This window comes from Peribacillus sp. NPDC006672 (genome assembly GCF_050274955.1).
GTDB lineage: Bacteria > Bacillota > Bacilli > Bacillales > DSM-1321 > Peribacillus.
This window is the reverse complement of the sequence record NZ_JBNNOR010000009.1, coordinates 58,178-84,459: the sequence shown is the minus strand read 5'-3', so window position 1 is coordinate 84,459 and position 26,282 is coordinate 58,178. Positions and strand designations below refer to the sequence as shown.

Annotated in this window: 26 protein-coding genes and 2 pseudogenes; 7 read left to right on the top strand and 21 right to left on the bottom strand. The window is 37.2% G+C overall.

What is annotated here, in order from left to right; genetic code table 11:
• The 14 genes and pseudogenes from ACQKKK_RS15915 to cdaS all read right to left on the bottom strand — a co-directional run bounded on the left by ACQKKK_RS15915 (position 1) and on the right by cdaS (position 14,725).
• Positions 1-1,989: an acetoacetate--CoA ligase gene (locus tag ACQKKK_RS15915; protein ID WP_427617190.1), complete on the bottom strand. Its 1,989-nt coding sequence runs from the start codon at positions 1,987-1,989 to the stop codon at positions 1-3.
• A 106-nt stretch (positions 1,990-2,095) separates the two neighbouring features.
• Positions 2,096-3,367 carry an ATP-binding protein gene (locus ACQKKK_RS15910; protein WP_427617188.1) on the bottom strand — a complete coding sequence of 424 codons (1,272 nt, stop codon included), beginning with the start codon at positions 3,365-3,367 and terminating at the stop codon, positions 2,096-2,098.
• A gap of 199 nt (positions 3,368-3,566) precedes the next feature.
• A pseudogene (locus ACQKKK_RS15905) lies at positions 3,567-3,776 on the bottom strand (Lrp/AsnC ligand binding domain-containing protein); the annotation flags it as partial.
• A 157-nt stretch (positions 3,777-3,933) separates the two neighbouring features.
• Positions 3,934-4,266 carry a (2Fe-2S) ferredoxin domain-containing protein gene (locus ACQKKK_RS15900; protein ID WP_427617187.1) on the bottom strand — a complete coding sequence of 111 codons (333 nt, stop codon included), beginning with the start codon at positions 4,264-4,266 and terminating at the stop codon, positions 3,934-3,936.
• A 21-nt stretch (positions 4,267-4,287) separates the two neighbouring features.
• Positions 4,288-5,166, bottom strand: a complete 879-nt coding sequence (locus ACQKKK_RS15895; protein ID WP_427617186.1) for a hypothetical protein — start codon at positions 5,164-5,166, stop codon at positions 4,288-4,290.
• Between the two features lie 29 nt (positions 5,167-5,195).
• Positions 5,196-7,616: a heavy metal translocating P-type ATPase gene (locus ACQKKK_RS15890; protein ID WP_427617185.1), complete on the bottom strand. Its 2,421-nt coding sequence runs from the start codon at positions 7,614-7,616 to the stop codon at positions 5,196-5,198.
• Positions 7,617-7,709: 93 nt separating this feature from the next.
• A complete protein-coding gene (gene copZ / locus ACQKKK_RS15885; protein ID WP_427617183.1) occupies positions 7,710-7,949 on the bottom strand; it encodes a copper chaperone CopZ in 240 nt (79 codons plus the stop codon).
• A gap of 120 nt (positions 7,950-8,069) precedes the next feature.
• Positions 8,070-8,276, bottom strand: coding sequence for a copper chaperone CopZ (gene copZ / locus ACQKKK_RS15880; protein WP_427617181.1), 207 nt, complete (start codon positions 8,274-8,276; stop codon positions 8,070-8,072).
• A gap of 21 nt (positions 8,277-8,297) precedes the next feature.
• Positions 8,298-8,639, bottom strand: a complete 342-nt coding sequence (locus tag ACQKKK_RS15875; protein ID WP_427617451.1) for a metal-sensitive transcriptional regulator — start codon at positions 8,637-8,639, stop codon at positions 8,298-8,300.
• Positions 8,640-9,406: 767 nt separating this feature from the next.
• A complete protein-coding gene (locus ACQKKK_RS15870) occupies positions 9,407-10,549 on the bottom strand; it encodes an acyl-CoA dehydrogenase family protein (protein WP_427617179.1) in 1,143 nt (380 codons plus the stop codon).
• A gap of 117 nt (positions 10,550-10,666) precedes the next feature.
• Positions 10,667-11,914, bottom strand: a complete 1,248-nt coding sequence (locus tag ACQKKK_RS15865; RefSeq protein ID WP_427617177.1) for a GTPase — start codon at positions 11,912-11,914, stop codon at positions 10,667-10,669.
• A gap of 110 nt (positions 11,915-12,024) precedes the next feature.
• Positions 12,025-12,777, bottom strand: coding sequence for a PadR family transcriptional regulator (locus ACQKKK_RS15860; protein WP_427617175.1), 753 nt, complete (start codon positions 12,775-12,777; stop codon positions 12,025-12,027).
• A 234-nt stretch (positions 12,778-13,011) separates the two neighbouring features.
• Positions 13,012-13,758, bottom strand: a complete 747-nt coding sequence (map, locus tag ACQKKK_RS15855) for a type I methionyl aminopeptidase (RefSeq protein ID WP_427617173.1) — start codon at positions 13,756-13,758, stop codon at positions 13,012-13,014.
• Between the two features lie 346 nt (positions 13,759-14,104).
• Entirely contained in the window at positions 14,105-14,725 is a 621-nt protein-coding gene (gene cdaS, locus ACQKKK_RS15850; RefSeq protein WP_427617171.1) for a sporulation-specific diadenylate cyclase CdaS, read from the bottom strand.
• Between the two features lie 311 nt (positions 14,726-15,036).
• On the opposite strand from cdaS, the gene ACQKKK_RS15845 reads away from it, so the two are divergent.
• On the top strand, positions 15,037-15,357 hold the full coding sequence (locus tag ACQKKK_RS15845) for a 2Fe-2S iron-sulfur cluster-binding protein (protein ID WP_061463177.1): 321 nt from the start codon (positions 15,037-15,039) through the stop codon (positions 15,355-15,357).
• Between the two features lie 108 nt (positions 15,358-15,465).
• Here ACQKKK_RS15845 and ACQKKK_RS15840 read toward each other — a convergent pair whose 3' ends face one another.
• Both ACQKKK_RS15840 and ACQKKK_RS15835 read right to left on the bottom strand, forming a co-directional pair.
• Entirely contained in the window at positions 15,466-15,846 is a 381-nt protein-coding gene (locus ACQKKK_RS15840; RefSeq protein ID WP_427617169.1) for a VOC family protein, read from the bottom strand.
• A 248-nt stretch (positions 15,847-16,094) separates the two neighbouring features.
• Complete coding sequence (locus ACQKKK_RS15835) at positions 16,095-16,277, bottom strand: hypothetical protein (RefSeq protein ID WP_427617167.1); 183 nt, start codon at positions 16,275-16,277, stop codon at positions 16,095-16,097.
• 387 nt (positions 16,278-16,664) lie between these two features.
• Between ACQKKK_RS15835 and ACQKKK_RS15830 the strand changes: the two genes are divergently transcribed.
• The 4 genes from ACQKKK_RS15830 to ACQKKK_RS15815 all read left to right on the top strand — a co-directional run bounded on the left by ACQKKK_RS15830 (position 16,665) and on the right by ACQKKK_RS15815 (position 19,519).
• Positions 16,665-17,129, top strand: coding sequence for a DinB family protein (locus tag ACQKKK_RS15830; protein WP_427617165.1), 465 nt, complete (start codon positions 16,665-16,667; stop codon positions 17,127-17,129).
• 94 nt (positions 17,130-17,223) lie between these two features.
• Positions 17,224-17,637, top strand: coding sequence for a VOC family protein (locus ACQKKK_RS15825; RefSeq protein WP_427617163.1), 414 nt, complete (start codon positions 17,224-17,226; stop codon positions 17,635-17,637).
• 577 nt (positions 17,638-18,214) lie between these two features.
• Positions 18,215-18,622 (top strand): hypothetical protein, encoded by a 408-nt coding sequence (locus ACQKKK_RS15820; protein WP_427617161.1) that lies wholly within the window; start codon positions 18,215-18,217, stop codon positions 18,620-18,622.
• Positions 18,623-18,967: 345 nt separating this feature from the next.
• Positions 18,968-19,519: a DUF402 domain-containing protein gene (locus ACQKKK_RS15815; RefSeq protein WP_427617159.1), complete on the top strand. Its 552-nt coding sequence runs from the start codon at positions 18,968-18,970 to the stop codon at positions 19,517-19,519.
• 607 nt (positions 19,520-20,126) lie between these two features.
• Here the strand turns inward: ACQKKK_RS15815 and ACQKKK_RS15810 are convergent.
• On the bottom strand, positions 20,127-20,690 hold the full coding sequence (locus ACQKKK_RS15810) for a lysozyme family protein (protein WP_427617157.1): 564 nt from the start codon (positions 20,688-20,690) through the stop codon (positions 20,127-20,129).
• A gap of 310 nt (positions 20,691-21,000) precedes the next feature.
• Here ACQKKK_RS15810 and ACQKKK_RS15805 point away from each other — a divergent pair, with 310 nt between their 5' ends.
• On the top strand, positions 21,001-21,156 hold the full coding sequence (locus ACQKKK_RS15805; RefSeq protein ID WP_427617155.1) for a DUF4021 domain-containing protein: 156 nt from the start codon (positions 21,001-21,003) through the stop codon (positions 21,154-21,156).
• Between the two features lie 98 nt (positions 21,157-21,254).
• Here ACQKKK_RS15805 and ACQKKK_RS15800 read toward each other — a convergent pair whose 3' ends face one another.
• Both ACQKKK_RS15800 and ACQKKK_RS15795 read right to left on the bottom strand, forming a co-directional pair.
• Entirely contained in the window at positions 21,255-21,488 is a 234-nt protein-coding gene (locus ACQKKK_RS15800; protein WP_427617153.1) for a hypothetical protein, read from the bottom strand.
• Between the two features lie 199 nt (positions 21,489-21,687).
• Positions 21,688-22,485 (bottom strand): DUF2935 domain-containing protein, encoded by a 798-nt coding sequence (locus ACQKKK_RS15795; protein ID WP_427617151.1) that lies wholly within the window; start codon positions 22,483-22,485, stop codon positions 21,688-21,690.
• 374 nt (positions 22,486-22,859) lie between these two features.
• Here ACQKKK_RS15795 and ACQKKK_RS15790 point away from each other — a divergent pair.
• A pseudogene (locus ACQKKK_RS15790) lies at positions 22,860-22,988 on the top strand (formylglycine-generating enzyme family protein); the annotation flags it as partial.
• 317 nt (positions 22,989-23,305) lie between these two features.
• On the opposite strand, the gene ACQKKK_RS15785 reads toward ACQKKK_RS15790, so the two are convergent.
• Together ACQKKK_RS15785 and ACQKKK_RS15780 are read right to left on the bottom strand one after the other, a co-directional pair.
• On the bottom strand, positions 23,306-25,105 hold the full coding sequence (locus tag ACQKKK_RS15785; RefSeq protein WP_427617449.1) for a S9 family peptidase: 1,800 nt from the start codon (positions 25,103-25,105) through the stop codon (positions 23,306-23,308).
• Between the two features lie 167 nt (positions 25,106-25,272).
• Positions 25,273-26,274, bottom strand: coding sequence for an NlpC/P60 family protein (locus ACQKKK_RS15780; protein WP_427617149.1), 1,002 nt, complete (start codon positions 26,272-26,274; stop codon positions 25,273-25,275).
• Between the last annotated feature and the right edge of the window lie 8 nt (positions 26,275-26,282).

Sequence of the window (26,282 nt, the reverse complement as noted above, 5' to 3'; positions counted from 1 at the left end):
CTAGAATATTTTTCTCTCATTCAACTTCATGGCTAATTCTTTGAAAAACTGAAGCGATTCAGGATTCCCCATGGAATCTGCATTCACCACTTTATCAAACTCGAAACCTAGCAACATTTTACGTATCGGTACTTCCATTTTCTTTCCGTTCAAGGTTTTAGGTATTTGTTCAACGACGTGGATTCGGTCTGGAATAAAACGAGGGGACACATGTCCTCGGATTTGTTCGTTGATTTTCGCTGACAATGCTGCATCCAGGATTTTACCAGGCTTAAGGACGACGAACAGCAGCAAGGAAGATCCGCGGCCAAGCACTTCCCTATCAATGACAAGACTTTCCATAACTTCATCGATCGCTTCGACGACCCGGTAGATATCGCTAGTTCCCATCCGTACACCAGAACGGTTAATGGTCGAGTCGGAACGTCCATAAATGACACAACTGCCCTTGTCGTCGATTTTTATCCAATCTCCATGTTTCCATATGCCAGGATACGTATCGAAATAACTCTCGTAGTATCTTGAACCGTCTTGATCATTCCAGAAGTAAAGCGGCATGGACGGCATCGGTTTAGTAATGACTAATTCACCGACTTCATTAATCAATGGTTGACCTTGTTCATCAAAGGCTTCTGCACTAACACCTAATGCCCTTCCTTGTATCTCCCCGATTCTTACAGGTAATGTTGGAACACCACCTACAAATCCGGCACATACATCGGTTCCGCCACTAGATGAACTGAGCCATATATCATTCTTGACATTCTCATACACCCATTTGTATCCGTCACCTGACAAAGGAGCACCAGTGGAAAAAAGAGCCTTCAACTTCGTTAAATCAAATTTTCCCATTGGCTTGATTCCTAATTTCATGGAATTCGTAAGGAAAGGTGCACTTGTTCCAAAGAAAGTCATGCCTGTGTCTTCAGCCAATTCCCAAAGGGCATCCATATTCGGAAAGGAAGGGCTGCCGTCATAAAGAACGATCGTCCCTTCATTAAGCAAACCTCCCATTAGTAGATTCCACATCATCCAGCCTGTTGTCGTAAACCAGAATACCGTATCCTCGGAAGTCATGCCTTGATGCAATCTTGTTGATTTAAAATGCTCCAATAATATACCGCCATGCCCTTGTACAATTGGTTTTGGCATTCCGGTTGTACCTGATGAATAGAGAATCCAAAGCGGATGATCGAACGGAACACTTTCAAAAGATAATTCCGCCGTTTCTTTTAATAGGTCATCCCAAGGGATTGTATCTGCAAGATTCACTTCCACAACCTTTTTTTCTATGTAAGGAACCAAAACGGTATGCTTGACAGTATCCAATTCCTGTTTAAGCTGTGAAACAACGGATGTTTTATCATATACTTTTCCATTGTACTGATATCCATCAACCGCTAGTAATAACACCGGTTCAATCTGTTTAAAACGATCAATGACGCTTCTTGCACCAAAGTCAGGAGAACAACTGGACCAAATGGCACCTATACTTACTGTTGCCAAGAAAGCTATGACCGCTTCGGGTATATTTGGCATATAGGCAACAACGCGGTCACCCGGTTTCACACCAAGTTCCCTTAATGAATGGGCGACAGAAGCCACTTTTTCTTTCAGCTCTTTCCAGCTAACCTCTTGCTGCCTGATATGTTCGGAACGAAAAAAAATCGCCGTTTTCTCTTCTTGAGCATTCAATAATGCATTTTCAGCATAATTAAGCCTTGCCCCTTCGAACCATTTCGCACCTGGCATTGAATGCTCCGCTAAAACCCTGTCATATTTCCTTGCGGCTTTTATATCACAATAATCCCAAATTGAAGCCCAAAATTCCTCCAGTTCATCAACCGACCATTTCCATAATTCATGATAATCATGAAATGATAAACCTTTCTTTTCTTTTAACCATTTCACATATTGAGTCAATACCGTGTGCTCGATTTGTTCTTTTGTTGGTTCCCAAATGATTTGTCCGTCTGTAAGCGATTTCATTTAATCATCTCCCTTAGGTATCAAATGCATCATTAATATTTCATAATAATTGGAAATTTAAATAAATTGTAATGTATAAGAATAAAACCGTCAATTTATTCTACACTCAAATAGACTCATATCTATGAATGGGCAGATTAATAGAGAAGCATGTACCTTTCCCTTGAATACTTGACACATGTATTGTTCCATCCATGCTTTTGATAACGCTATATGAAACCATTAGGCCTAATCCCGTTCCTTTATTTTTTGTTGTAAAGTAAGGCTCACCTAGACGGTAAATTTGTTCCTGCGTCATTCCAATCCCTTGATCTTGAATCATAATTTGGATGTTGGTTGCGTCGGGAATTAAATGTATGTATATTTCGCCATCATCTTGCATCGATTCTAAGCCATTCTTTAATATATTGAACAGGCACTGTTGAAATTTCTTCTTTTCACCCATGATATAATATGTTTCTTCTTCAAATAGGGACAACTTCAATCCCGTTCCATTATCGTTAGCCAAGGGTTTTATGCTGTTGACGACATGCTGAATTTCCTCGGATACGCTTAATCGTTCTTTGTTTTCAGGGCTTATGGCAGCAAACGTCAAATAATCATTAATGACATCCGTGGCCCGATCTAATTCCTTAAGCGCGATATTTGCATACTGCACCTTTGTATGTGAAGAAACGTCTTCGCTTAACATTTGTATATATCCCCTAGTAACTGTTAGAGGGTTTCTGACTTCATGAGAAATGCTTGCAGCCAAATGACTAACGATTTGCAATTTTTCCGCTTTCACTAATTTCTCGAGAACCTGAAAATTAGTGAGGATGACTTCCCATAATAAAATTACAACAACAATTCCGATGACTTGGATCGTGAAATATTGTTTCCATAGACTAATGCCAATAGTAAGTTCAAATACTTGTGTTGAAATAAACTGTGTGAGAGTGTGAACAATAAAGATTAAGGATATACCGATGAGGATTTTTTTACCGACAGACATTTTGAGATAGTATTTAGATATAAAAAACAGGGAAACTCCCATTAGCGGAAAAGAGATGCATGATATATAAAATCCATTTTCCCCCCCTGTAAAATAACGGATAAGAAGAGTGATGACTATTAATATGATACCTAACCTATAGCCTCCATATAAACCGCCTAAGAGAAAAGGGATCCATCGAAGATCCCAAACAAAATCGTCTTCTATGACCACTGGGAATAGCATGCATAGAACAAGTGAAAGAATAGGGAAAATGGTTAAGAACGATCCTTTTAATGCATCTATACGGTATACGTACTTTACTAGATAGCTCATTTGCAATAAAAAGAGCGGAAAAATGATAATTAAAAAGTTAATCAGTAAATCTTTTGTCATAAGATTCATTTTTACACCGAACTTTCGATATTTTTCGAATATTTAAAAAGGTATATAAATCATAACAAGATAGAGAATGATAAGCTAGTGAAATTTCCATGCGGGAACTTAAAAGGTTCCTCTTCCGATATCCAGGAAAGAATTTGAGGTAATGTTATAAAAAAATACCCGTTCGTAAAAGTGTACTTTTACAAACGGGTATTTTTTCCTATATATGAAAAGCTGTTGTATATTTAATTTCTCTATGAGCTAGTCTAGTTATAATTCCGAGTTTATTTACCTTTCTAATGAATATTTCCCATTCTTTCTGATCTTTGTTAGCCACTTTTAAAAGATAATCATACTCACCTATTAAACAATGACACTCTAATACTTCTTACATGGACGCTAATGCCTTTTCCAATAATTCCATTTTTTCAAGAAAACAATTTTTCAATTAGTATTTATGGGGAGAAGTAATCCCTATTGATGGAAATATGGACTGATCGATAAGATGATCCGTCCAAAAATTTTTCTGATTCGAAAAGCGCCCTGAAAAGAAACCTTTTTTAGCTATAGAAGTAAGACGTTACAGTTCATTCACTCTCATGGTTCTTAAATGTCTTCCCATCATGGTAATAAAGTTCAGAGTCTAAATGAACTTTGTCATCTTCTTTTAATTGACGAATAAGTTCCTCACTTTTTGTTTGATTCATTTCTTTAAACCAGGTCCCTTCTGGATATAGAACAGCGATCGGACCATGCTTGCATTGGCCGTTACATAATGTTTTTGTTGTGTGAATCTCCTTTTGTAGCTCTAATTTTTTCAATTCTCCCCTAATGGTCTCTGTTACTTCTTCTGCTCCATTTTTCGTGCATGTTTTCCCGTTGCAAATTAATAGATGTTTGCTAACCCCATCTAAGTTCATAAAAATTCCCCTTTATCCTTTTTATTTGACCTCTATAACAAATGGATAGCTATTGACTTTACCATCAAATTTAAATTCTCCCCACACTTTGTAGATCCCAGGCTTATCAAATTTTGTTTCAAATTGTGTCTTTTCTTCTGATGTAGGGTGCACATGAACAAATTTTTCACCCTTATCATCCAAAATAACAACATGGCCTAGAGCCCCCAGATAGGGCTCTGGAGTAATCCCTTTCGTATCAAAGTTTAACGTCACATCTTTGTTTATCCCTTGCTCTGTAGTTGTTAATTCAACTGTCTTTTCATTGATTGTTTTTGTTAATTTTGTATCAACCTTTAGTGAGCTTTCCTCATGTTCACCATGACCTTTACCCACCTGCAGCTCTATCGGATTAACCTGATAGGCAAGATTTTTTAGTTTAATATCAACAAACACTTTATAAAAGTTTTCAGGAAGGGCGAATTTCTGAGTATACATGCCATTTCCCTTTTTCACAGGATGTAGATGATAATAATCTTCCAAGTCGGCACTTACAATAATTAAATGCATAATCTTTTCATGTGATATTTCTAATTTAGGTGAATTTTGATCTTTATCCTTCACATCGATTGTAATTAAGCCTTCTTCATACTTTACGTTTGTGACCACTTCACTTTTTGAATGAGCTATATGATCTGAATGCCCTGAATCCTCACCATCACTTTTTTGGCTTGTATGATTATCATTATGTGCTTGCTCATTAATTGATTCTTTTTCCTCGTTACCATTTATTTTTGCCGCATGGGTATCCGTGTGATTGTTATTACCGTTCAAGCTTGCAGATACGGAATATCCACCAATTACTAATCCAAGATACACAATGGCTGAAACCGCCCAGGCCAACATGTTTTTTTGTTTCATGAAAAAATCCTCTCTTTTAAATAGATAGATTATCCTTTTAACTTAATCCTTTGTAATCTGAGTGCGTTTAAAACAACTGAAACTGAACTAAATGCCATCGCTACTCCTGCCAGCCATGGTGCCAGAAAGCCTAGGGCTGCAATTGGAACTCCTATAGCATTATAAGCAAAGGCCCAAAATAAATTTTGCTTGATATTTCGAATCGTCATTTTACTCATAAAGATGGCATCGGCAATACTATTTAAGTCTCCTCTGATTAAGGTGATATCAGCAGCTTCCATCGCTACATCCGTACCCGTACCGATGGCCATGCCAATATCAGCAGTGGCTAACGCTGGAGCATCGTTAATTCCATCACCGACCATTGCCACTATCTTTCCAGCTTTTTGAAGCTTTTTAACTTCCTCTGCCTTTCCTTCAGGCAGGACTTCTGCTATAACATGGTCAATTCCGACCTCATTTGCAATTGCTTGAGCTGTCTGCTTGTTATCACCTGTAATCATGACGACTTCCAGACCCATCTCTTTTAACCTTTCAATTGCTTTCTGAGAGGTTTCTTTAATTGTATCTGCGACAGCAATCACTCCAGCGAATTGATTATCAACGGCTACTAGCATTGCAGTCTTGCCTTGTTTCTCTAAGTATTCCATTTGTGGTAATATGTCTTGAATATTAATCCTGTTTTTGGCCATTAAACGGCGTGTTCCAATTAATAAGGATTTGTTTTCAACTGTAGATTCAATACCAAAGCCAGGAATAGCTTCAAAATGTTCAGAGTTTCCTAGTTCTATCCCTTTTTCTTTAATGCCCTCAACAATTGCTTCAGCTAACGGATGTTCAGAATTTCTTTCTGCAGCACCTACTAACTTTAAAAATTCCTTTTCTTCAAACCCATTTGAGAGAATAACATCTGTAAGTGTTGGTTTTCCATTTGTTACAGTTCCCGTTTTATCAAGAATCACTGTATTCACTCGATGAGTCGTTTCAAGATGCTCCCCGCCTTTAAATAATATCCCATATTCAGCTGCGCGACCTGATCCAGCCATAATGGACGTCGGAGTAGCTAGGCCTAGAGCACATGGACATGCGATAACTAATACGGCAATTAACTTTTCAAGAGCTACTGCAAACTCTCCTGGACTTACAGCAAAGTACCACACAAGAAACGTAATAATTGCTATCCCCACTACAATAGGGACAAATATTCCTGAGATGACATCGGCTAAGCGTTGAATAGGAGCTTTTGATCCTTGTGCTTCTTCGACTACTTTGATAATTTGAGCTAAGGCGGTATCCTTTCCTACCTTTGTTGCCTTAACCTTCAGAAACCCGTTTTTGTTAATGGTTGAGCCAATTACTAAATCTCCTACTGTTTTATCAACAGGAATACTTTCACCTGTAATCATTGACTCATCTAGGGCAGATCTCCCTTCAAATATTTCTCCGTCTACAGGTACCTTTTCACCTGGTTTAACATAAACGATATCTCCAGCTATTACCTCTTCGATAGATAAATTCATTTCTTGACCGTCTCTTAGAACTGTGGCTGTTTTGGCTTGCAGACCCATAAGTTTTTTTATGGCCTCGGATGAACGCCCTTTTGCTTTTGCTTCAAATAACTTACCTAATATTATTAGTGTAATTAGCACAGCACTTGTTTCAAAATATAATTCAACCATGTGAGCTTCGGACCCTATTGACAGAATGCTTAAGTAAACACTATAGAAATAGGCTGCAGAGGTTCCAAGTGCAACTAAAACATCCATGTTTGCACTTTTATTCCTTAATGCTTTAAAGGCGCCTACGTAAAACTGACCTCCTACTAAAAATTGAACAGGAGTCGCTAGTGCGAGTTGCACCCATGGATTCATGAACATCTCTGGTAGCCAAATAAAAGATGTAAATTCAAAATGACTGACCATTGCCCAAAGTAAAGGGATGGACAAAATAGAAGAGAATATGAATTTACCTGTTTGTTTTTCAATTTCCTTCTGTCTATGATCAACCTTTTCGCCTGTAGTTTCTTGCTTTTGTTCTAAACGATAACCCAATTTCTTAATGGCATCCTTCATATCCGGGACCGAAACTTCATCAGGATTATATTCTACAAGGGCTGATTCTAAGGCGAAGTTTACAGTTGCATTTTGAACTCCATCTAACTTGTTTAAACGTTTTTCAATCCTGTTAGCACATGCTGCGCATGTCATACCAGATATATCAAATTCCGCTTTTTCACTAACCACTTTATACCCTAAGGATTCAACTTTATCTTTAAGTTGGTTAACACTTGATTTGGATGGATCAAACGTTACTTTTGATTTTTCTAACGCAAAATTTACGCTTGCATCCTCTACTCCATCTATTTTTTTGAGACCTTTTTCTATTCTCACTGCACAGGCAGCACACGTCATGCCAGCTATTTGAAGTGTTGTTTCTTTTTTATCGCTCATAATCTTACACTCCTATCACCACATACTTTCAGTGGAGTATATTTTTTAGGAAAGAAAACGTACCGGGGCGAAAAAGCACTTACTTTCAATTCCTTAGTGACAACTTTGATCTATAGGTAATTTACTTAGCTCTACAACATAACCTTGGTTCTCTATAATGTCAGTAATCCTCTTCAAAGAAACCACTTTCGAATTAAATGATACATCCACTTTTCCTTCATTTAAGTGAACCTTTACAAAATGTACACCGTTTAATTTTCCCACATTCCCTTCAATTGAATTTATACAATGCCCACATGACATTCCTTTCACTGCTAATATTACATTCTCCATTCTTTTGTCCTCCTTAATTTATGTTAGATGATTTATTTCAATATTTTAAACCATACCCTGGTATGGTATATGTTATTCTAAAAGAAATCGTGCTTCAATTCGCACGTTTTTTATTAAATGTTATTGTACATCATAACCCTGGTCGTCAATTGTTTCCTTAATAGAGTCAAGGGTTACTTCATCTGGATTAAATTCCACTTCAACGGTCCCTGAATCCAAATTTACTTTCACAGAGGTAACTCCAGGAAATTTCCCTACACTAGCTTCAATCGCACTAATGCAATGTCCACAAGACATACCCTTTACATTTAAATTGTTTTTTACCATAATGAATGACTCAATCCCCTTCTATTTTTTCATTAATTTTTGAAATGTAACCAGTACCTCATCTAAAACCTCTGTATCTCCCTCTTGAATTCTTTCAAGAACACAGCTTTTCAAATGACCATCCAATAAAATTCGGGCAACACTATTTAAAGCTGATTGGGTCGCAGCAATTTGTGTAATTACATCGTCACAGTACGTATCTTTTTCAATTAACCCTTTTATTCCCCGGATTTGTCCTTCAACCCGATTTAATCTTGTTACTAAATTTTTTTTCACTTTATCTGAATGGTGACTTTTCCTTTTACTTTCTGATGAGCAACATGAATCGATTTCAACAATATTATCAAGACCATCTGAATTCATTGACAATTTTTCTCAACTCCTTTAACGAAATAATACTATACCCCCCTAAGGTATGTAAAGCTCTTTTTATTTATAAGTGGACATAGTGTTTTTATAACACTTGGATGATTCCCTATAAATAAGCAAAGAACTAGATCCATTCCCACCTTTTTTGTCTTAATATATCGTCCGCAAGGTTTCTTGTTCAATGATTTGGCATGGAATTTCAGTTTCTCTCCTCATGCAAAACTGAATCGTTTTGAAGAAGGGGCGGTGACCGGTGACCATCGCTTACCTATGGATAAGGTTTTTTTCACATTCCATTAAATATTAACAGTGACCAATTATTACGGAATGTGAATTGTAGCTACGCTCACTCCAAGAACCATATGGACAAATTTTTGAATTACTGCTTAATAGGCTTTTCGTTGGGAGAGTATGTGATACGGTTTCACATTTGAGAGGATTTTTATGCATAACTTTACAGAGAGAGGCATGTTAGTTACAATGCCATCATCGTAACTGTCCTTTCCTTATTAATATAAATATGTCTTTCTTTTAAGTAGTATTGTCGTCGCTGCTTTTCTTTACGTGTAAGAAGAATGGATGCTAAATAAACACCTTTCTGATGATTCCCTGACTAAGATGATTTTTCATTAAACTTCCCATTGATTTCTTATAAGAGCTAAAGCATAGTGATACCAAAGGTGAATAGCTAAAAAATGAACAGAAAAAAACTGAAACGACGAAGTCATTTCAGTGCAAACAAGGAATATTCGAATACGCACTTAATAAAGAGCGGATTTTGCGAGCATGGTAATTGTCGCATCATCCATCGGAGGGTTATGAAGGCCTGCACGTACATCCCTATAGTAGCGTTGCAAGGGATTTTTCCGTTGTAAACTTTTGGCTCCGACTACTCGCATCGCTTTATCGACAATCGAAATCGATTTGTTAACGACCGATAGCTTAACAGCACCCAATTGTTTGGATAATTCATCTCGCTCTTCAGGGTGCTGCTCCCATTTCTCTGCGACAGAGTATAGGAAATGGTGTGCTTCGCTCAATTCCAGTTCTATCTCTCCAATTGTCCGTTGAACATTCGGAAGGTCCCTGATTGGTCCTGGTAGGCTATTGGGGGAATAGGTTTTAGCAAATTCAACTGCATAATTTCTGGCTGCCACTGCAATTCCCAAGTAGCAAGCCGGTATATGTAAAAGCCACGCTTCAGGTTTCCTTTTTTCACCAGGATTGCTTTTCATGACATAATACTTTTCAGGGAGGCTGACATCATTTAAAACCAAATCATGGCTTCCTGTTCCCTGCATGGATATCATATCCCAAGTTTCTTCTATGCTTACACCCATTAAATCACGATGAACTAAAAATGTGCCTAGCCGCTCATCCTCGGGTACCCATGCCGTTACAAGAAAAATATTAAGGACGGGAGAGAGTGTAGTAAAAGTCTTTCTGCCATTCAAATTCCAGTGTTCATCCTTTTTGATAGCAAGCGTTTCCGGACGGCCTCCACGCGTTGGGCTTCCTGTTCCAGCCTCCGATGCTGCCGTGTTGATGAGAGCGCCTTTCGACACTTCATCAAACAATTCATTCAAGACTCCTTTTTCCCATGGTCTTTTCTCAGTTAAGGATAGGACCGTTCCGACATGCCAACCTATTCCTAAGGCTGTTGGGCCACAATACTGAGCTATTTTTTCTTGGCATAGGAGAAAATCATATAAGGAACCGCCATTTCCCCCATCCGCTTTTGCTAAAGTTAATTTAGGATATCCGAATTCCTTTAACTCCCGGATATTTTCAAAAGGAAAACCCTTTGAATCATCTAGTGCTTCAGATCGACTGGAAAAGGGCTGAATCACTTCCTCTAATTTTTGAATATATTCTTTTTGCTTTTGTGACTGAAAAAACGACATGAAGATCATCCCTCCTCTAGTAAAGAAATCCTGAACCATTCAGCAGCAGAAACAGTAACCGCCAAAACACCACTTTATCATATCACCTTAGTGTAGTTAATGGTTTGAATCTGCCCGTTAAGAGTCAATGTCTTCATTTTTATATTCTTTGTTAGCGTTCTTATATGCTTTCTTCGCCTGGTCAATATCTTTGTTTTCGATAAAGTAAGCAATCGCAGCTTGCCCGATTCCATACGTGACTGCGCCGGCTACCGCGCCTGAAACTGCTAGACCAGCACCTGGTATGAAACGTACTGCAGCCCTGACGCCTTCCCTGACAAGAAGACCGATTCCAACATTAATCCCTAATGCTGTAATGAATTCACTTGCCGTTTTTGTATTTATGTCTTTATCCGCGATAAAACCAATTACCACAATCATCAACCCTTGTATGCCGGTCAATATGGGGAAATCGGCAAAAGGTATTGGCTCTGCACCTATTAATCCGGTGATTGCCGTAAACGTTCCCACAATCGTCCGCGCGAATTTCTTCTTAACGAATTGGCTCTGAATCGCTTTGGCCGTCTTTAGCTTCGCTTCACTGGGTAAGGCCTCGATCAAATAATCAGAAAGCAAATCGATGTTCCAACGCATATCATAATCAATATTTCCACTTTCATCAAAGTCAATATATGAGCAAATCGGAATAATGTCCAATAGTGGGATTTCACTTTCATTAAATCGCTTGGACATCAAAGCTATGGCTTCATCAATATTCTTTTTTTTCTTAGGATTGGCATCAAAAGGTGCTTGTTTATAATGTGGTGGATCTAGTTCATCCACTTGGGTGACCACACAGATGACGGGTACATCATAATGGTGGATCTCTTTTACGATCTTGCGCAGCTTTTTCAACTCTTGCAGATCTTCTTCAATCCGTGAATCCGTTTCTTTTGCTTTAATCAAGAAAAGAAAAACATCAGGCTGTTCTTCGGTTACAGCTTTTATCAATTCATCCATTGGTGTTTCTTCTTCATATTCTTCCGTAGGAGCTTCACTCTCACCCAAGCCACGGGAGTCCAGCAAACGAATTTTGGGCTCAGCATCACTCGGGTACCAAAGCCATTTTCCCTTACCCGTTCCAGATTTAACAGAACTGACATATTGCCTTTCCTGACCAAACATCGCATTGATCAGTGATGATTTTCCAGAACCGCGCCTTCCGACAAGGGCAATTCGCGGTTCCCTTGCATCAACTGTCATCGTTTTAAGCTTTAAGAGCTGGTCGAGCATTTTGTTCTTTTTCGATTGTGAAATGGGAAGCTTATCTACTTGGCCTTTAATGAAACTGAATATACTTCCCATTTCATCGTGTTTTTCTCCCATCACGCATTCCCCCTTGTTAAGAAGTGTTTTTAAGTAACATTTACCCTTGATCGAGTCAATTTAAGCATATAACTTGAATTTCCTTACAAACCTAAGGGGCCTTATTTCCTTTAAGACTTTTCTTTTAAGAACATAACGACACTAGCCATGTATTTTTGGATTTCCTGGACTTGAAAAGCGGCCGAATCCGCAATCTGTTTGTAATGATGCTGCCCTTCGTCGGTGATTCGTAAATATCGTTTTGTTCGTTTTTCACTTTCCCACCTGCCGACAAGAAGGCCGTTCTCTTCCATTTCATGAGATAAATCATATAAATAGCCGTTTGATGCTATCCAACCGAACTGATTTTTAAGCAGATCGCCAATTTCCCCCATGTAAATGGGCTTCTTAGTGAAAGCGGCTTTTAAAGTAACATAGCGTACAAGGTCCTTTACCGATATTATTTTCGAGAAATATGACCTGTATTCTTCAGGAAGTTCATTAAGAACCGGGGGATTTTCACCAGATCCCCTTAAATCGTACATGAACCGGTCAATGACCTTTTTCACCTCGGAAAACCGTTCAAGGAAATTCTCTTGGTACCATATGTAAAGTTCTTCTCCTTTTTCAGTTACCTGATAATAATTCCTTCCCTTATTCGTATATAATGATAAATGGCTGGATTCGACAAGCGTATTGGATATTTTACATAAATAGTCATAGCTATGCACTTTTCCAGTAAACGTATTTTTTAGGTCCTGATGAATCGCCCTTGGATAATTCGCTTTAATCCTCAAAGAATGAAGTAAAAAAATAGTTAAAAATTCCCGCTGGCTCAACCCGACCGATTCAACCGTTGTAGACAGTTTTTCCCCTTTCTTCACTGTCAAAACCCCCTTTATATCTAGTTTTATGAACTCATTAATTAAATATTTCTTCCTTCTCCCTTATTATCCTGTGCTGCCACATAATAGTAAAGTTTTTAATGCCTAATTACCTAGTACTAATTTTATGTATTTGATCTATTGTACGGTGATATTATTCAGAATATTCCGTCGAGGTTCATTGTGAAATTGTTAAAACAAAAAGAAACGGCCCACGATTAGGCCGTTTCTTTTTTATTGTTCAGTTAAAATAATCGGATCTTCTTTTGTAATGACGAGGGTATGTTCATATTGAGCGGAAAGCTTTCCATCTGCCGTTCTCGCCGTCCAGCCGTCTTGATCCATTTTCATATGCCATGTTCCTGCATTCAACATAGGCTCGATCGTGATGACCATACCTTCTTTTAGACGGGCGCCTTTACCTGGTTTACCATAATGTAAAACGGTTGGGTCTTCATGCATGGTTTTACCGATACCGTGTCCTGTAAAATCGCGGACAACAGAAAACTTTTCACCTTCTGCATATGACTGAATTGCATGGCCAATATCCCCGAGACGATTTCCTGCCCGTGCAGCCTCGATGCCTTTATATAGTGCATTCTTGGTTACATCCATCAAACGCTGAACCTCTTCTGCAACTTCGCCGACTGCATATGTCCAAGCTGAATCGGCCAAACCGCCGTTAAGGTTCACCACCATATCAATCGTTACGATGTCTCCCTCTTTCAAGGCTTTCTTTTGCGGAAATCCGTGGCAAATTACATCATTCACAGATGCGCACGTTGCATATTTGTAGCCGTTATAGCCCTTTTGTTCAGGTGTCGCACCATGCTCTGCCAAGTATTTATCGACAAATTCTTCGATTTCCCAAGTCGTGATGCCTGGTTTTATCATTTTAGCGATTTCTCTATGCGTCGCAGCAAGAAGTTTGCCAGCTTCATGCATCAAATGTATTTCTCGTTCACTCTTAATAGTTATCATTTAAAAATCCTCTTTCGTTTTATATCTTTTCTGATTTAATCTCCTTATTTATCATATGCCTTTTTTTATATAAAAAGCAACCAAAAACCCGGTAAAAATCACCGGGTTTAATAAATCCATGACCTTTTCCGTTTCTGTATTCACGGAATTAAACTTTTGAAGTAAAAAACGATCCAGAATTTTAGAGGGGAGAAGCCAATCCATGTTCTTTAACCACCACTTGCCAATAGTTCAATCGTTTTTCGTTTTTAATTTCTCAATGATGTCTCGTTCAAATTCCAGTACAGAATTACCACATACACCATAATCGGCCAGGATATTGCCTGCCTCGACTAAATTCGAATTTTTATAGAGGCCCATGCGTATTAATTGGGTAAAGATTCCCGTTTAAGGCAAATGAAACTCTGCCTGTTTCTTCAGATACTACCAATACAAGGGCATCACTTCGTTCTGTTAAACCTAAAGCAGCGCGATGGCGGGTTCCAAGTTTTTTCCCCCCTGTTGGTCTGTCAGAAAGTGGAAGGACATTTGCTGCGGATTCAATATGATTATGACTTACCAATACAGCACCATCATGCAGTGGATTTCCAGGAAAAAAAATTGATTCCAATAATGAATGGGTTAACTCTGCACCTATTGGAATACCGGGTTGAATCAAAGAATCAACTGAATTCCCCCGTTGAATCACAATTAATCCCCCATGTCTAAGATTTGACATGTTTTGTACGCAAATAGATAATTCCGGATATTTGTCCGTAAACGGAGACAAATAACAGTTTAAATAAAAAGTTGCAGCTTTCATATCGATGTATACAAATTTTTCTTTAATTTTTTCAAAATTTCCAAGAAGACAATAATTTTCATCACCCATTGCTTCTAAGTTATCCTGTAATGCCGTTATTACTTGGCGAATATCCTCTTTTAAAATTTGTTTCATTGGTGAAAAATCACAATTACCATTATTCACAGACAGGCACCTCCCCTTTATTTTTCCACTCTTTTTTTAGACAAACCATAAGTATTTTCGTACTTTTTGGATCTATTTGGGGCTTGTTAAATCTATAATTTTCAATGTACTTAAAGTTTGTCTTCAAGATAATTAATTATTCATCAAATGAGATAGGCACGTTGTTTAACGAATGAGTTGTAACATCTCTCCATTCATCTTTACTATCAATCAGTAATGATTTCACATTTTTTTCTGTCATATGGACAAGGTAAGAGAATAAATATGTTAATACCAGTTGGAAGATATCCTATAATATGAGGTGGTATAAAATGCCTTACGTAACTGTATTTGACCAAGGAACTTTTGAAGTTGAAATGGGGAAAAAGTTAGTATTAGCGTTGGAAGATAACGGTATAAATATTCTCCACCGATGTGGAGGGAAGGCCAAATGTACAACTTGCAGAGTGGAAATATTGGCAGGTGATTTTTTGGAGGTCACAAATAAAGAAAAAAAGGTCTTTGAGGAAAAAGGAATGGAGGATCATTTGCGTTTATCCTGTCAAATTTACGTGAATGGAGATATAACCATTCGACCGATCATGACTGTTGAAAACTCTGGAATTGCCGCTGGGCCACGGCCTGCTGACTAAATAGGAACAATACTTTATTCAAAGATATAACATGATGTCATGAAATATCAAAACGACTACTAAAGGTTCCATAGTCGTTTTGGTGTTTTTAATCTTTTGCTATGTGAGTCACTTTTTTTCCATGACCGCAAAGTAATTTTCTTCGTTATCAGCAAAATTAAATACTCTTCCAGAAGGCATCTTTACAAGTTCCCCGAGTTTGATATTCTTCTCTGAATAGTCTTTATATAATTCATCAAGGTTTTCCGAGTAAAACATTAACGAGGGTGTATTAAGATTTAATTCAGGCTGCATTTTAGCAATGAATTCCTTATTATGCAGGATGATACTCGTTTGCGCTTCCTTTGTTGGGGCAATTTCAATCCATCTCAATCCTTGGCCGTTATCTTCTTCAGAAACTACGCTAAACCCCAATTTTTCTGTCCAAAATTTCAATGACTCATCCTGGTTATTTACATATAACATAATTTGACCGACATTATTAATCATTTGCTTCTCTCCATTTCTGATGGTTCCGTTATTATTGATATTCTTTCCTTTTAAGCATATTGAAAACATATAACTACTTAAATCGTATAATATAAGTAAGATTTAAGCAATATTCACCCAACTTCAATATCTCCGCTTTTGTGAAGTGAAGTCAAATAAAGTTAAAAACAACCATGTTCTGTTTTTGAAAGCTGTACAACCTCTTAAGAAAAGAGGATACCTTGAACATACTCCATTAGTCAAATATTTTACGAATTTTGTTTAATTATTTCTTCTACATCTTCTAAGAAATTTGTATGTGGACCTACCATTAATTGCGCTACCACAATTAATGGTAATATAACTTTATCTCTCTTTTTGGATAAAGAACCGTCTTTTTTTAATGCCCCCAGCACTCCATCAAGAAAAATGATATACAGAATCATACTCATACCATTAATAATCTTGAATGATATTCCTTTTTATAACTTTACCAATTTATGCACCTATCCTTTCCACAAAAGTAGCAAAATGATCATTTAAAAGTGCTATACCCTTAGAGTAGTCATTAATCTTTTCGAATAAGCATCCATATAGCGAATACTTTCAATAGTGAAATCTAAATTTCCCTTTGTTAGGTTTTCTTGATCCCATGTATCTTTTGACACATCCTGATACATTAATTCCGCTATGCCTTTAATCTAATGGTTATTAAATATTTTTTTAGAGGAATCTGCCCAGGTAGTTAAAAAACCGAGCAATCTTTAAATACTGGAATTTGCAGGACTTTTCGATTTTTCACAGAACTTCTATACAGAGTCTATCAAAGGAGGTAAATAATGTTTCTATCGAAAGAAGGATTGTTAAATATACTAGAAGGCAACAGGAGATTGACAATGCGGGTGATAGAAGCCTTCCCTGAAGAAGAATTATTTCACTATACACCGGCCGAGAAGCTTCGCCCTTTCGCCGAGATGGTTAAAGAAATCATGAACATTGAGACTGGGTATATGCGTGGAATTGCACTTAGTGTATGGGAGTTTCCTGATTCGTTTGCTGCACTTTCTACAAAAGAAGCACTAATATCAGCAAGCGAAGCAGTAAGGCAAGATACTAGAAAACTGTGGGAGGAAATTACCGAGGAAACACTTGAATCGGTTGAAAAGGATCCCTTTTTCGGACCCTCACAAAGCCACTTTGAGAGACTTCAATATGCCCTCGAAAATGAGATCCATCACAGAGGACAGGGATATATTTATCTCCGAACACTTGGGATTGAACCACCGGAATTTTTCGTCCGGTGAAAGGAAATCTATTGGCAAGAAAATTTAACAACACTTAATACAATAGGTGTATGAATCTTGTGGCCAAAAAATATAAATAATAGGAGTGAAACAAATGTCAGTTGATGCATATCTTAATTTTAATGGGAATTGTAGAGAAGCAGTAGAGTTCTACGCAGAGGTTTTTGGAACGGCATCACCTAACATCATGACCTTTGGGGAAACACCGCCTAATCCGGAATTTACTCTTCCAGAAGAAGCGAAAGATTTAGTCATGCATACAAGGCTAAATATTAATGGGAGCAATGTCATGTTTTCCGATGCTTTTCCTGGCATGCCTTTTGTCGAAGGAAATAATATCAGCTTGGCATTTGTTAGTAAGGATTTGGATGAAATTAAATCGACCTTTAATAAACTTAGTCAAGGCGGTAAGGTTGGGATGGAGCTCCAAGAAACCTTTTGGAGTAAAATTTACGGTCAGTTAACGGATAAATTCGGAATCCAATGGCAATTTAACTTCGAGAGCTGAGAAATGGACATGAAACTTTTTTGATTTCTCTTCAATTTGGATATAGGGCTTTTCACTGGTGAAAAGTTTCTATATCCTTTTTGTTTTTCCATCCCCTTAAAGCTTATATGGTGCATCCATATATTTTATTTGACCAATAATCATTGCTAATTCCTCAAATGTCCTCCCATATTCGGTTCCTTTACCGTCCCTGGTTTCCGGGGGAGACCTAACTTTACTTTGATGTGGTAATGCTTCAGTCAATGAACTCTTCTTGCAGAACCTCTGATCATACATTAGGTTACCAAATTAGTTAACTAGGAAATATATAAAAAAATAGCCCTAAAAGGGCTATTGGAAAATCTTTAAGTAATGGTTTTGCATTAATAAATAAAACTTTCAAAGTTTCCTCGATTTTTCTTTATCTCCTAAATACAACAAATTACTGAAAATGTATAACATATACACACCATTTATTGGATAAAATAATTTAAAAGGTGGATAAATACTTTCCAATCTCTAACAAATTGGGATATACATACGTCTACATTGAATAGATATCGTATTAAGAATAAAACAAATAAAAGGAGGATAACTATTGAAAGAATTTTTAGGAGTCATTCTGTTACTACTCGTAATATCTGGTTGTAGTAATAATGAAATATCAAACGGAACATCTGCAAGTTTTGCTTATGAAAAATCTATCGTTTTTAAAGGAAACGTTTATGTGACCCAAGATGAAGTTGTAGAAAAGGTTGAAAAGAAAGTCGGGTCCATTAAACATCACTCTGACAAAGAGGGAGATTCAAATAAAGATAATTTCTCAAATTATTATGAAGTAGGAACAAATATTTTTAAAATTTCTGATACTGATATAAGTAAATCTATTGCTATTGAAGTGTCAAACGGACATTATATTAAAGCTATAAATGAAAAAGATATTTTTCGAATGTCCATTTTAATTCACCCCTTCTACTTCAAAAACCAAGATGTTCATTTCTATTAGATTTCAAAGTTACTTTTTTTAGGTTTTTCTTTTCACAATTTCATCGACTTGGGCAGTAACCCCTATTAGAATAAATAATATTTCATAGCTATAATGGTTTATATGGTCAAGATATTGCATTACCTTCATGGCATGTTGATGCTGACAAAAGTTATTAGTCCTATTGGATTGCAAAACTTTGGAACTTATCATTACATCTAACAGCTAACAGCAGGGGAGAATTGACAAAAGTCCGAAATACCTCAACATATAGCTCATCTTCTTAAAACCGGCTAGCCCACTGCTTATAATCGAAAAAATATCATTTTTGACTGCGGAACATAATTAGATAGGAGATATTAAACCATGGATCATTTAATTACACCAGCCATTCAACGTTGCGATAAAATAATAGAAAGAAAAATCCGATACGACTCGGTTGTTGTAGAACATGACTGTTTGTTGTTAAAATCACAAAATCAAAATGTCGTGCTATTTCATAAAGTAATGGATTCCTTCACGATGGTAGCAGGCCCTACAAAATTGACCATTCCTATAGGCAGTTATACGATTGCCTATTATTGGAAAGACCGCCCTTATAATCTATACATTTGGAGAGATTATGAAGGGAAATATTTAGGATCCTATTTTAATATTGTAAAAAATACAGATATGACGGATAAGTTGGTTTCCTTTGAGGATTTGATCATTGATATTATGGTGCTTCCGGATGGGGACTGCTTTATTTTAGACGAGGAAGAATTACCTGTGCCATTAGAGCAATTCGAGAAAGGCTCTGTTAAACAAACTCTGAATTCTTTACTGGATTCCATTGATAGTCTTCTTTCCCAAACCATTTCAGAATCCGAGAAATCCTATAAACATAAAGACCTTCTTCCATGGTTGAAAAACAGATAACATAGGTTTTGTTCTTTGTACTCTGCCCAAAAGGCTGTTTTCATATAAATTGTTGGTTTTTTTCACATACGAAAGTAAACGTTGATATAATCCGTTTTAAGCGGGATAGGTAGTATTGGATTAAAAGAATTAGAAGGTATTGTCGAGAGTGATGAAACCTTTTTATCTTTAGAAGAACCGCCGGAAAATCAGCTCATAGAAAAGCAAAAAAAAATCGGAGAAAAAGATAAAGACCCGTTGTTGTTCCCAAGCAACCCATATTTCTTAATTTTTCAAGTGCAGTTCTTTGGTCTTCTATTATATTGGATGGATCAATATACATTTATTTTGGGGTTGTAATTTTTAATTCCGAACATAAAAAGTTCACCCTTCACAATGGCGTAATAATCTCAGGTCATCATCTCTTGTTAAACTAAACTGTTTCTTTTGTTGAAAAATCACTTCATTTTAAAAACAAAAAGCCTACGATTTTCATAGGCTTTTTATCATCACTTCATGAAGCATACGTGGATGTTAAATGTTTTTATTCTTTATTGTTAAAATCGATTTTAACAGCTAGATACTGGCTTGCTTTTAAATGGAGAAAATTGAAGGTGCACCTGTTATTTCACTCCCCATCGGCTTGAGCCGATATACTGTCAAGCTCATCGATATTCTTCGTTACCTTTGCACTGTATGAGAAGTCACCGTAACAATATGGATATCGGAAATTCTCTTTGTTTCCGCCGCAATCATATAGGGTGGGGTTTTTTTCGACCTGAAGCAGGGAAAACTTTTTCGCAAGCTCTTCAGTATGCTTGCCCCCTTCATTTGCAACGAAATCAATATAACCAATTCCCATGTTATAAGCTTGAATGATCGTAGCAAAATCCACGTCCTTTTTATTACCATATTCATTGATCCTATTGAAATGTTTCACTCCATACTTAATGCTCTCCGTTGGATCTGTGATTGTGTTCGGGTCAAGCCCCGCCGACTCAGATGCCTGCATTGGATCACCGCCCCGTCCTCGGCTTTCCTGCTGCATCAAGGCAATCAATGTCGAAGTATGCTCCTCAAGTCCGTATTTAGAAAGCTCGTCACGGAGAAGTGTACTATACTTTTTCACGTTCGCAAAAGAATCAAGCGGATTTACTGATGTGGAAACATTTTCGGAAAATGGGGTTTTCATGATCTCCTTTATAAGCAAAAATGCAAAAATCAGTATAAAAATGACAAAAATATTCTTAGATCTCTTTCGTTTCTTCTTCACAATCTCTCTCCGTTATCTCTAGGTTATATATTTATATCTTAACAAATAGTAAGAGTAATAACTATTTAGAATACCATTAAATATTCAGGAAAACGAGATTTCTACTATTTGGAATTGGTATTCTATCTGCAATCTCTGAACTTAGCCGCAAGAAACCCTAAGAGTACCTGAGTCACTTTAGTATATTTATTTGTACAATGAGACACCCTAATAGTTGGAGGTGTTAGGTATGGATAAAAAGAATGATAAAGAGGAAATCCTTGACGACAAAAAGAAAAAATCCACGAACGACTTTGGAGCAGATCCAGATGAACAAGAGATGAATGGTCTGTATGGTATGTTGGAAACTGATTATGAAGATAAGCTTCACGATAAAGAAAAATAACGATTTATTTTGTTAAGCGCCTTGTATGGCGTTTTTTTTATGAATTCCATTTGTTTACTTGTTACATTTGAATCTATTTAAAAGTGCGTAATGGAGCGTCATTTCCTTATTGTTTTCCTTTTAGCTTCATATAAACTGATTTCACCTGATTGCGGAAGCCCTGCTTCTGAATGGACTACAAAACTTTCTTTCAATGAAATGGTCCAAACAGCTTGATTTTCCCTTACAAATACAATCGCAAGGGTGGCGAATTGGACAATTATTTCCCAATCGAATATTTCCATTTTTCCGCTATCTATAACCGTAATTCCGTCTGTATTAGATTTTTTCACGTAAATGACTTCTTTTTTTTATGCGTTCATCTTTCATTTTACAAGCTGGAAGGAGCGTATAGGAGCATTAGCTAAATTTATCCAAAACGATTCATCCCCTGCAAAAAAAACTGCGACCTACCTCTTCAAAGAGTTATACATATCCTGTTTGATTCAATGAATATATGGAGCCCCATCTTAAAGAAGGGCTCCATGTTTTTTAATCCTCTATCCTAGGTTTGGCTGGATTGCAGTTTGGCTTTTCCGTGTTTGTCGATTCTGCGAGTTTCGTTAAATAATAACATTCTTCACGCCACATATGATCTGCCATTAATGGGGAAAACGTTCCAAGAGCCTGCGCACTAAGCTCAAGCTCCTCCAATTCAAGCAGAAAGTGCTGAAAGAGTTTCATTTCTAATTTGACGTCCGTATTCATTTTTTCCAATGCCGGGAATGTTGACAGATTTGTTCGTAAATATCCAGCCATTTCAACTGCTTTTAAATAATAATCATTAAAATGTTTTTTATATTGGTCACTTTTCTCTTTTAATCTTGCTTCAACATCGTCCATGTTGGATGATATTGCACCTGCATGCCCTGCTGCATCTAACAGCCAAACCAAATGATGATGGAGTTCGTGAAATACCGGCGGCATTTGATTTGAATTGAAGTATTTCAATAATCTTAAATATTCTTCCAATTCGTTCACCATATGATTAATGAAAGTAGGTGAAAGATGTATTTTAATTTTCCCTACCAGATGTTCTTTTAAAAGGCTAAGCTTAAACTCCCGAAATCTTAAAACTTCCTCTTCTGCCATGACAGTAATTTGAGAAATCTCTTCCGAATTGGCTTTACCAAGGAGAGTATCAAAAACTTGAATGAATTCTGAAGCAATTTCAATGTTTTCCACTTCGTCCGGAGCTAAAGACTCATGGATGAATCTGGAATGGTCTCCTAAGATCTGCAGCCAAAACCGGTGCTCGAACCTTGCTGTTTTCTCCAAAAGCTCGTTCATTTGCTCTCCCCCATATTTTAAAAGTATCGAAACTTCACTTATAATTTGTATTCCATGACCTACATACTTATTAATATTAATTGAATGAGGGCGAAATTAAAGTTGCATATACCAAGAAAATTAATGTTCTACAATCCAAATTGATTCAAAAATCCCGTCTATTAAAGAAAGTGAGTAAGTCAAACGAGTGCAACCCTCCTTTTTTTCGCTTTCAAAAAGTGATGTTATTCAAAATATTGTGAACCGTCTTTGCTAAATACTTTAATAGGTTTTTGAAGCTTGACTTTCGCTGTTTATTGCAAAAATAAAGGTAATTTCAATGGGTTTGATTGTGGTAAAATTTGAAAAATTATGATTATTAGAAGGGAGGATAATTGTCAAATGAAATAAAGAGTTATTTTGACTATCCAATGGTGGAAATTCCAGGAGGAGAAATAGAATTAAGAGACGATAGAATAAAAATCAAGTGGAAAGCTGATATAAGACCTTTTCTTCTTGCCCGGCCTTTATAACTTCTACAAAAACTGCTTTCACCGATATACAAAAAACGCTCCGTGAATTTTAAAGGGTCCTTAACCTGGTTTCTGCTGTCATATTAATGGATAACAAAGTGTAGCCATTAACAGAAGGCTTGACACACCCCGAATGATTATAAATCTTCAAACAAATCGGAATGACATATCGATAAATCTTGGAGTCAAGTAAGGTTTATTTGAAAAAAACTTCCAGTTTTCCAACATGAAAAACCCTGCCTCATCACTCTGAAAGTAAATGGCAGGGTGATAATTCAATTGTAAATCTCCAGAATATTCGTTGCAGTTTATACCTTCTCTGTTACACCTGCGAATTGATTCAAGAATGAGAGTATTTTTCGATAGACGGCAATTTCATTTTCTTTTTTGGAAAATCCATGGCCTTCATCTTCTAGAAGCATATACTCGACATCTCTTCCTTTGTCTTTCAAAGCACGAACGATTTGATCTGATTCCTCTTTGACGACACGGGGATCGTTTGCCCCTTGAATGACAAGCATTGGCTTTGTCATGGATTCTAAATAGGTGATAGGTGAATACTCGATTAATTTCCCCTTGTCTTTTTCCGGATTTCCTACCAATTGATCCATAACCGGCTTCCAGTCTTCTGGAACGGAATTTATAAATGAGAAAAGGTTAGATGGTCCAAAAATATCGACAACTGCCTTAAAGTAATCCGCATGGCGTCCGTGTAGCAGTAGTGCCATATACCCTCCGAAGCTGCCACCCATCAATAAAATGTTACCTTTTTGTGCATGCCCTTGTTCAATCAGCCAATCAAGACCGGTTACATTATCAAGGCGTGGTCCATTTCCCCAATCACCTTCTACCATTTTCATGAATTCCAAACCATAGCCAGTAGAACCGCGGAAGTTTGGCGCAAAAATACTGTAACCATGATTCAGAAAAAATTGAAAAGAAGCCCTGAAGAATTTCCGTTCGGCCGCCTGAGGTCCTCCATGAGGCAAAAAAATGACTTCACCATTATCATTTTCTTTGTTTGCCCTAAAAAATAACGATTCGATCTCCAGGCCATCATAGGAAGGGTATGTAATGATGTCCGGTTCAACTAATTTGTTAGAATCGACGCCAGGGACAGTATATTTGGTTAATGATACCCACTCCTCACCTGATTTTTTATAAATATTATGAGGCTTGGTTGCACTCATGCCAAATAAATAAAGCGTGCCTGATGCAGCAACATCAAGTTTTCCGATGACGCTGCACGGGACAGGGATATTTCTCCAATTTTCATTTTGCAGATTGAATTCGTATAATTGATCCTCTACACCCTTTTGACTGGTTATATATAATAATTGGTTCTCTTTACTATATTTCATGGCACTAAAACTCTCATTATACAATTCTTTAACTTTACTGAATCGGTTTGTTTCAAGGTTATATGAAGCCAAATAGGTAAAGTCCGAATCATAATCAGTCAATAAATATATCATCGAATCTGAAACAAAAACACCATCATTCACTGTGTGTTGTTTCTCAGTAGGCGGGGTAAGCAGGATATTTTCGTTCCCCCTTTTTGCATAGAGAAGGGAATTTGTATTAGCAAAATGTTTAGAGTAAAGTAGGGTTCCTTCATCAGGGCTAAAGCCAAACAGATAGGTCGCTGCATCCTTCCCCTCCAGGACCAGTGTTTCCTGTCCTGATTCTAAATCTAAACAATAGGAATTTAGAAAGGAAGGGTTTCCTCTTGATGTCGTGTAGTAGAGCTTTTTACTGTCATTGGATAAGATCGGCATGAAATTACGTGTGTTTTCATGATGGACGATTTCCTTCATTGTCCCGCCTTTTAGGGGAATTCCATAAAACTGGGTATTTTCATTGCCGTCTTGATCGAAACCAGCAATTATAAACCGGCTCTGTTTATCAAATACCAGCTCTTGACAGCTTTGATCAATGGATGTAAGCGGATAAGGAAAGCAGTTTGGCAGATCCATTCCCCATAAATTATACTTGCCACTCAAATTCGTACTGAACACCAGTTGTTTCTCATCTGGACTAACTGCAAAATCAGCAATGGAAAAAGTTCGTAAAAATTGCTCAACATCAGGTTTGGGAAAAGTGATCATCATTTGCAACTCCTTATATTAAATATAATGAAAAATCTGTAATTGATTATACCATATTTTACCTTGTTAATATATGTATTCAATAACCTAAGGTAGTAGCCAATTCAAGTTATTTTATTTAAATACGAAAATGCCTAAGAGCACGGTGCTCTTAGGCTTTTTTTAAATCAATCGATATATCTTCTTGCTCCGGCATATTCCTCTCCGTATCCCGATGATTTTATTTCATCTATCCTCACATGTGTAGAGGTGTTTGGAGAATGGATCATTTTCCCGTCACCAATATACATTCCAACATGATGGACCTTTCCTTTCCCTTTATCATAGGCAAAAAATAGTAAATCGCCTTGTTGAAGATTTTCCTGTTCCACCTTTTTACCATGTAGCGCCTGAATGGAAGAGTCCCTTGGGATCGTTATTCCGTTAGCATGGTACATGGTATAGGTAAAGCCAGAGCAATCAAATCCAAAACCGGACATTCCAGCCCATAGGTAAGGAAGTCCTAAAAATACTTTTCCTGATTCTACAATGTCCTTACCGGTTGGAACTGGAATTTGACTTTCGTCTTGATAAACGGACACGTCATTCGTTTCTATCCATTTTGCTCCATCACTTGGTGTCATCACCTTCACTTTATCTTTTTTCACCTGTAATAGGGGAAGGCGTGTATCAAAGCTGACCTCCATGAATTTCGACCGATGTTTCGAATCCGAATAAAGCCAAGTCTTTGGAGCAGTTACAAGGGCAAACCCTCTATTAAACTGCTTCTCAAAGGATTTTCCTGATTTCAATTGCCCTTTTGGCATCCAGCCAGGATAACCTGCATCATTACGGGGTGTCAGCTGATTGGCAACAGCAACTTTCACCCATTCACCCCGCTCTTCAAGAATGGTCACTTTAGAACCATATAACGCTTGTGTTTCCAGGTTACCTACAAGCCACAGTTTGTCTTCATAATTCATGGAGGAGATCCAGGCATTCAAATCAACGGGATTCGATGCTGAAGGGGCATCGATTTCCCTCAATAAGCCCGGCTCAGTCCAAAGAGTTGCCACGGTTACATCTACATAGGCAATTCTCTCCTTTTCTTTTGCATTGGCTTCATTGGGACTGAATACTAAAATACTGAGCATAAATAAAGATAGTACTAAAACGGTTAACCTTTTCAAAATAATCA

What these genes read in the sequence shown, in the direction of transcription:
- ACQKKK_RS15825 (WP_427617163.1), top strand. Translation starts at nt 17,224, where the DNA reads ATGTCAGTTGATGCATATCTTAATTTTAATGGGAATTGTAGAGAAGCA.
- ACQKKK_RS15875 (WP_427617451.1), bottom strand. Translation starts at nt 8,639, where the DNA reads ATGAATTCAGATGGTCTTGATAATATTGTTGAAATCGATTCATGTTGC.
- ACQKKK_RS15910 (WP_427617188.1), bottom strand. Translation starts at nt 3,367, where the DNA reads ATGAATCTTATGACAAAAGATTTACTGATTAACTTTTTAATTATCATT.
- map (WP_427617173.1), bottom strand. Translation starts at nt 13,758, where the DNA reads ATGATAACTATTAAGAGTGAACGAGAAATACATTTGATGCATGAAGCT.
- ACQKKK_RS15785 (WP_427617449.1), bottom strand. Translation starts at nt 25,105, where the DNA reads ATGATCACTTTTCCCAAACCTGATGTTGAGCAATTTTTACGAACTTTT.
- copZ (WP_427617183.1), bottom strand. Translation starts at nt 7,949, where the DNA reads ATGGAGAATGTAATATTAGCAGTGAAAGGAATGTCATGTGGGCATTGT.
- ACQKKK_RS15840 (WP_427617169.1), bottom strand. Translation starts at nt 15,846, where the DNA reads ATGATTAATAATGTCGGTCAAATTATGTTATATGTAAATAACCAGGAT.
- ACQKKK_RS15805 (WP_427617155.1), top strand. Translation starts at nt 21,001, where the DNA reads ATGGATAAAAAGAATGATAAAGAGGAAATCCTTGACGACAAAAAGAAA.
- ACQKKK_RS15870 (WP_427617179.1), bottom strand. Translation starts at nt 10,549, where the DNA reads ATGTCGTTTTTTCAGTCACAAAAGCAAAAAGAATATATTCAAAAATTA.
- ACQKKK_RS15865 (WP_427617177.1), bottom strand. Translation starts at nt 11,914, where the DNA reads ATGGGAGAAAAACACGATGAAATGGGAAGTATATTCAGTTTCATTAAA.
- ACQKKK_RS15810 (WP_427617157.1), bottom strand. Translation starts at nt 20,690, where the DNA reads ATGAAAACCCCATTTTCCGAAAATGTTTCCACATCAGTAAATCCGCTT.
- ACQKKK_RS15830 (WP_427617165.1), top strand. Translation starts at nt 16,665, where the DNA reads ATGTTTCTATCGAAAGAAGGATTGTTAAATATACTAGAAGGCAACAGG.
- ACQKKK_RS15795 (WP_427617151.1), bottom strand. Translation starts at nt 22,485, where the DNA reads ATGAACGAGCTTTTGGAGAAAACAGCAAGGTTCGAGCACCGGTTTTGG.
- ACQKKK_RS15915 (WP_427617190.1), bottom strand. Translation starts at nt 1,989, where the DNA reads ATGAAATCGCTTACAGACGGACAAATCATTTGGGAACCAACAAAAGAA.
- ACQKKK_RS15845 (WP_061463177.1), top strand. Translation starts at nt 15,037, where the DNA reads ATGCCTTACGTAACTGTATTTGACCAAGGAACTTTTGAAGTTGAAATG.
- ACQKKK_RS15895 (WP_427617186.1), bottom strand. Translation starts at nt 5,166, where the DNA reads ATGAAACAAAAAAACATGTTGGCCTGGGCGGTTTCAGCCATTGTGTAT.
- ACQKKK_RS15890 (WP_427617185.1), bottom strand. Translation starts at nt 7,616, where the DNA reads ATGAGCGATAAAAAAGAAACAACACTTCAAATAGCTGGCATGACGTGT.
- copZ (WP_427617181.1), bottom strand. Translation starts at nt 8,276, where the DNA reads ATGGTAAAAAACAATTTAAATGTAAAGGGTATGTCTTGTGGACATTGC.
- ACQKKK_RS15835 (WP_427617167.1), bottom strand. Translation starts at nt 16,277, where the DNA reads ATGAGTATGATTCTGTATATCATTTTTCTTGATGGAGTGCTGGGGGCA.
- ACQKKK_RS15900 (WP_427617187.1), bottom strand. Translation starts at nt 4,266, where the DNA reads ATGAACTTAGATGGGGTTAGCAAACATCTATTAATTTGCAACGGGAAA.
- ACQKKK_RS15815 (WP_427617159.1), top strand. Translation starts at nt 18,968, where the DNA reads ATGGATCATTTAATTACACCAGCCATTCAACGTTGCGATAAAATAATA.